Origin of the sequence: Paracoccus binzhouensis, from assembly GCF_016446475.1 — a bacterium.
GTDB classification, from domain to species: Bacteria; Pseudomonadota; Alphaproteobacteria; order Rhodobacterales; family Rhodobacteraceae; genus Paracoccus; species Paracoccus binzhouensis.
Genome location: NZ_JAEHFP010000181.1, coordinates 1 through 4,980 on the forward strand (window position 1 = coordinate 1; position 4,980 = coordinate 4,980).

Here is a 4,980-nt window from a genome sequence, read left to right on the forward strand (position 1 = left end):
GCCTCGGCCGTGGCCGGGCCGACGCAGATCGCCGGCCGCCCGCGCCCCGGACCCGCCGCCGGGACGGCGTTGACCGAGGTGAAGACCAGCCCCCGCGCCGCCGCCAGCCGCGCTGCGTCATGCGCCACCGGCCGGATGCGCAGCACCGGCGAGATCAGCACCGGCAGCCCCAGATGCGCCACGGCTGCGGCAAAACGCCGCGAGGCCGGCTCGGGCCGGGTCAGAAGCAGCAGCGGCACGGGGCTGGGCGGCATGGCAATCGGCCTGACAAGATGTTACGTCCCCCTTGCCTAGGCCCTTGGCGGCACGGGAACAAGGATGAGCATGGGACTGACCTTTCTGGGCATCGAAAGCAGCTGCGACGATACTGCGGCAGCCGTGGTGCGCGACGACCGCAGCATCCTCGCCTCGGTGGTGGCGGGGCAGGCGGCGCTGCATGCCGATTTCGGCGGCGTCGTGCCCGAGATCGCCGCCCGCGCCCATGCCGAGAAGCTGGACCTGTGTGTCGAGGAGGCGCTGGCCCAGGCCGGGCTGCGGCTGTCGGAGCTGGACGGGATCGCCGTCACCGCCGGGCCGGGGCTGATCGGCGGCGTGCTGTCGGGGGTCATGCTGGCCAAGGGGCTGGCGGCGGGCAGCGGGCTGCCGCTGCTCGGCGTCAACCATCTGGCTGGCCATGCGCTGACGCCGCGCCTGACCGACGGCATTCCCTATCCCTATCTGATGCTGCTGGTCTCGGGCGGGCATTGCCAGTTCCTGCGCGTGGACGGCCCCGAGAACTTCACCCGGCTCGGCGGCACCATCGACGATGCGCCGGGCGAGGCCTTCGACAAGGTGGCGAAGCTGCTGGGCCTGCCGCAACCGGGCGGTCCCCCGGTCGAGGCGACGGCACGGGCAGGCGATGCCCGCCGCTTCGCCCTGCCCCGGCCGCTGCTGGACCGGCCGGGCTGCGACCTCAGCTTTTCCGGGCTCAAGACCGCCGTGCTGCGCCAGCGCGACGAGTTGGTGGCGGAACAGGGCGGGCTGCACGAACAGGACCGCGCCGATCTATGCGCCGGGTTCCAGGCGGCCGTGGCCGAGGTGCTGGCCGAAAAGACCCGCCGCGCCCTGGCGCTGGCCCCCGCCCCGGTCCTGGCCGTGGCCGGCGGTGTTGCGGCCAATCAAACGTTGCGCGCGGCCTTGCAGGCGGTCGCGGCCGAGGCGGGCACGTCCTTCCTCGCCCCGCCGCTTCGGCTTTGCACCGACAATGCCGCGATGATCGCCTGGGCCGGGATCGAGGCTTACCGGGCCGGCCGGCGCGACGGCATGGATCTGGCCGCGCGCCCGCGCTGGCCGCTGGACCAAAAGGCCGCGCCGATGCTGGGCGCCGGCAAGCGGGGGGCAAAGGCATGAGCGTGGCGATCATCGGCGCGGGCGCCTTCGGCACGGCGCTGGCGGTTTCGCTGGCAGGCAAGGGGCCGGTGACGCTCTGGGGCCGCGACACCGGCTGGGGCGAGACGCGGGAAAACCCGCGCCTGCCCGGCGTGGCGCTGCCGCCGGCGCTGCGCGTCACCGACCGGCTGGACGAGGTCACGGCCGAAACCGTGTTGCTGGCGCTGCCCGCACAGGTGCTGGGCGGCTTCCTCACCGAGCACGGCGGGCGCTTCGACCGCCGCAATCTGGTCAGTTGCGCCAAGGGCATCGACCTGGCCACGCTGACCGGCCCCTCGGCACTGATCGCCACCGCCTGCCCACAGGCCAACGTGGCGGTGCTGACCGGGCCCAGCTTTGCCGCCGACATCGCCCGCGGCCTGCCCACGGCGCTGACGCTGGCCTGCGCCGATGCCGGCGCGGCCGAGTCGCTGCAACGCCAGCTTTCGACAGCCACGCTGCGGCTTTACCGCACCACCGACGTGACCGGAGCGGAGCTGGGCGGGGCGCTGAAGAACATCATCGCCATCGCCGCCGGGGCCGCCATCGGCGCGGGCTATGGCGACAGCGCGCGGGCCAGCATCGTCACCCGCGGCTTTGCCGAGATGCTGCGGCTGGCCACCGCGCTCGGCGCCCGGCCCGAGACGCTGCCCGGTCTGTCGGGCCTTGGCGATCTGGTGCTGACCTGCACCTCGGAACAGTCGCGCAATTTCCGCTATGGCCTGGCGCTGGGATCGCGCCGGCCCTTTGCCGCCGGCACCACGGTCGAGGGCGCCGCCACCGCCCGCGCCGTCACCCAGCTGGCCGAAAGGCTGGGGATCGAGATGCCGATCTCGAATCTGGTGGCGGGCCTTGCCCAAGGCAGCATCGCCATGGAACATGCGCTGGATTTTTTGCTGAACCGCCCGCTCAAGGAGGAATGATGCCCCTTTTCGCCGTGATCTGCCGCGACCATCCCGGCAAGCTGCAAACCCGTCTCGAGACCCGCGAAAAGCATCTGGCCTTTCTGAAGGACCAGCCCGGCCTGAAGATGGCCGGCCCGCTGATCGAGGACGGCGAGATGCGCGGCTCGCTGCTGGTGGTCGAGGCCGAGGGGTTGACCCAGGTCAAGGAATGGGCGGCGCAGGACCCATACAAGGCAGCGGACCTGTTCGCCTCGGTCGAGGTGATCGAATGGAAGAAGGTGATCGGCTGATGGCGCACTGGCTGTTCAAATCCGAGCCGGACGTCTTCGGCTTCGACGACCTGATCGCCCGCGGCGACAATGGCGAGCAATGGGACGGGGTGCGCAACTACCAGGCCCGCAACAACATGCGCGCCATGAAGAAGGGCGAGCGCGGCTTCTTCTACCACTCGAACATCGGCAAGGAGATCGTCGGCATCTGCGAGGTCGTGGCCGAGGCGCATCCCGACTCGACCGCCGACGATCCGAAATGGGAATGCGTCGACGTCCGCGCCGTGGCCCGCGTCAAGCGCCCGATCTCGCTGGACGAGGCCAAGGCCGAGCCGCGGCTGAAGGACATGGTGCTGGTCAACAATTCGCGCCTCTCGGTGCAGCCGGTCTCGGATGCGGAATGGGAGGTCATTCTGGAGCTGGCCGGCGGCACCGAACCGCTCTGACCAGCCCACCAGGCACCCGCCCGGGCGACCCAGGAGACAAAGACATGGCACGCGGACCCAAACCCGTCGCGGACCGTCCGACGACGAAACGCATCGGCGCATTGCGGGCGCTCTGGCCCTTCATCCGTCCCTATCGCAGGCTGCTGGCCGCCGCCCTGGCGGCTCTGGCGGTGACCGCGGGGATCAGCCTGGTGCTGCCGCTTGCGGTGCGCCGCGTGGTCGACGGCTTCGACGCCGGCGCGCATCTGCTCGACCAGTATTTCGGCGCCGCGCTGGCCATCGTCGGGCTGCTCGCGCTGGGGACCGGGATGCGCTACTATCTCGTCACCCGGCTGGGCGAGCGGGTGGTGGCCGATATCCGCAAGGCGGTCTTCGACCGCGTCATCGCCATGAGCCCGGCCTTTTATGAACGCATCCTGACTGGCGAGATCATCAGCCGCATCACCACCGACACCACGCTGATCCAGTCGGTGATCGGCTCCTCGGTCTCGATTGCGCTGCGCAATGCCCTGATCCTGGTCGGCGGCATGGTGATGCTGGTCTGGACCTCGGCCAAGCTGTCCGGCCTGGTGCTGCTGCTGGTGCCGCTGGTGGTGGTGCCCATCGTGGTGCTGGGCCGGCGGTTGCGCAAGCTGTCGCGCGAAAACCAGGACTGGATCGCGCTGTCTTCGGGCGCGGCCTCGGAAAGCCTGCTCTCGGCGCAGACCGTGCAGGCCTTTACCCACGAGGGGCCGACGCGCGCGCGCTTCGCCGAGGTGACCGAGCGCGCCTTCGATTCGGCCCTGAACCGGGTCAGGACGCGCACGGTGATGACGGTGATCGTGATCTTCCTGATCTTCTCGGGCGTGCTGGGCGTCCTGTGGATCGGCGCCCGCGACGTGCGGCTGGAGGCGATGACGGTGGGCGAGCTGGTGCAGTTCGTCATCTATGCCGTGCTGGTCGCCGGCGCCGTCGGCGCGCTGTCCGAGATCTGGGGCGAGTTGCAGCGCGCCGCCGGCGCCACCGAGCGGTTGAGCGAATTGCTGACCGCGCAGGATGCGCTGGCCGATCCGGCCGATCCCGTCGCCCCGCCCCGCCCGGTGCGCGGCGCCATCGGCTTCGAGCAGGTGACCTTCCATTATCCCACGCGCCCCGACCGCTCGGCGCTGGAGGGGGTGACGCTGGACATCGCGCCGGGCGAGACGGTGGCGCTGGTCGGCCCCTCGGGCGCCGGCAAGACCACGGTGGTCCAGCTGCTGCTGCGCTTCTGGGACCCGGATGCCGGCACGGTGCGCATCGACGGCATCGACCTGCGCGACATGGCCCGCGCCGATTTCCGCCAGGCCATCGCGCTGGTGCCGCAGGATCCGGTGATCTTTGCCGCCACCGCGCGCGAGAATATCCGCTTCGGCCGCCCCGACGCCTCGGATGCCGAGGTCGAGGCCGCCGCCCGCGCCGCCCATGCCGACGAATTCCTGCGCCTGCTGCCCGAGGGCTATGACAGCTATGTCGGCGAGCGCGGGGTGATGCTGTCGGGCGGGCAGAAGCAGCGCATCGCCATCGCCCGCGCCATCCTGCGCGACGCGCCGATCCTGCTGCTGGACGAGGCGACCAGCGCCCTGGATGCCGAATCCGAGCGGCTGGTGCAGAAGGCGGTGGACGAACTGGCCCGCACCCGCACCACCATCATCATCGCGCACCGGCTGGCGACGGTGAAGAAGGCCGACCGCATCGTGGTCTTCGACCATGGCCGGATCGTGGCGCAGGGCCGGCACGAGGAGCTGGTGGCGCAGGGCGGCCTCTATGCCCGGCTGGCCCGGCTGCAATTCACCGAAGGCGGTGCCGACCTCGCCGAACCGGCCGAGGCCTGACCGGCGCCCGGGCCGTCACCGCAAGCGCCGCGGCACGCGAGCCGGGCCGGGCCGGCGCCCGTCCTGCCCGATCAGCGCCCGCATCGGCTGTCGCGGCCCGGCG

At 71.3% G+C, this 4,980-nt stretch carries 6 protein-coding genes; 5 read left to right on the forward strand and 1 reads right to left on the reverse strand.

The features are described 5' to 3' along the window. Positions 1–254, reverse strand: a 254-nt coding sequence (locus I9P22_RS23050; protein WP_332909062.1) for a uroporphyrinogen-III synthase, incomplete at its 3' end; no start/stop codon positions are given. Positions 255–318: 64 nt separating this feature from the next. On the opposite strand from I9P22_RS23050, the gene tsaD reads away from it, so the two are divergent. The 5 genes from tsaD to I9P22_RS23075 are packed head-to-tail and all read left to right on the forward strand — an operon-like array spanning position 319 to position 4,877. Continuing rightward, the gene (gene tsaD, locus I9P22_RS23055) at positions 319–1,389 is read left to right on the forward strand and encodes a tRNA (adenosine(37)-N6)-threonylcarbamoyltransferase complex transferase subunit TsaD (RefSeq protein WP_199262468.1); all 1,071 of its coding nucleotides are present in this window, start codon (positions 319–321) and stop codon (positions 1,387–1,389) included. Continuing rightward, on the forward strand, positions 1,386–2,330 hold the full coding sequence (locus tag I9P22_RS23060) for an NAD(P)H-dependent glycerol-3-phosphate dehydrogenase (protein ID WP_199262470.1): 945 nt from the start codon (positions 1,386–1,388) through the stop codon (positions 2,328–2,330). Before tsaD ends, I9P22_RS23060 begins: the two co-directional genes overlap by 4 nt. Next, positions 2,330–2,602 carry a YciI family protein gene (locus tag I9P22_RS23065; RefSeq protein WP_408635222.1) on the forward strand — a complete coding sequence of 91 codons (273 nt, stop codon included), beginning with the start codon at positions 2,330–2,332 and terminating at the stop codon, positions 2,600–2,602. The genes I9P22_RS23060 and I9P22_RS23065 overlap by 1 nt, the downstream gene beginning before the upstream one ends. Continuing rightward, on the forward strand, positions 2,602–3,027 hold the full coding sequence (locus tag I9P22_RS23070; protein WP_199262474.1) for an EVE domain-containing protein: 426 nt from the start codon (positions 2,602–2,604) through the stop codon (positions 3,025–3,027). The genes I9P22_RS23065 and I9P22_RS23070 overlap by 1 nt, the downstream gene beginning before the upstream one ends. Before the next feature lie 44 nt (positions 3,028–3,071). After that, on the forward strand, positions 3,072–4,877 hold the full coding sequence (locus I9P22_RS23075; protein ID WP_199262477.1) for an ABC transporter transmembrane domain-containing protein: 1,806 nt from the start codon (positions 3,072–3,074) through the stop codon (positions 4,875–4,877). Positions 4,878–4,980 lie beyond the last annotated feature (103 nt).

Coding starts and splice junctions, on each gene's coding strand:
- I9P22_RS23070 (WP_199262474.1), top strand. CDS start 2,602: ATGGCGCACTGGCTGTTCAAATCCGAGCCGGACGTCTTCGGCTTCGAC.
- I9P22_RS23065 (WP_408635222.1), top strand. CDS start 2,330: ATGCCCCTTTTCGCCGTGATCTGCCGCGACCATCCCGGCAAGCTGCAA.
- I9P22_RS23075 (WP_199262477.1), top strand. CDS start 3,072: ATGGCACGCGGACCCAAACCCGTCGCGGACCGTCCGACGACGAAACGC.
- I9P22_RS23060 (WP_199262470.1), top strand. CDS start 1,386: ATGAGCGTGGCGATCATCGGCGCGGGCGCCTTCGGCACGGCGCTGGCG.
- tsaD (WP_199262468.1), top strand. CDS start 319: ATGAGCATGGGACTGACCTTTCTGGGCATCGAAAGCAGCTGCGACGAT.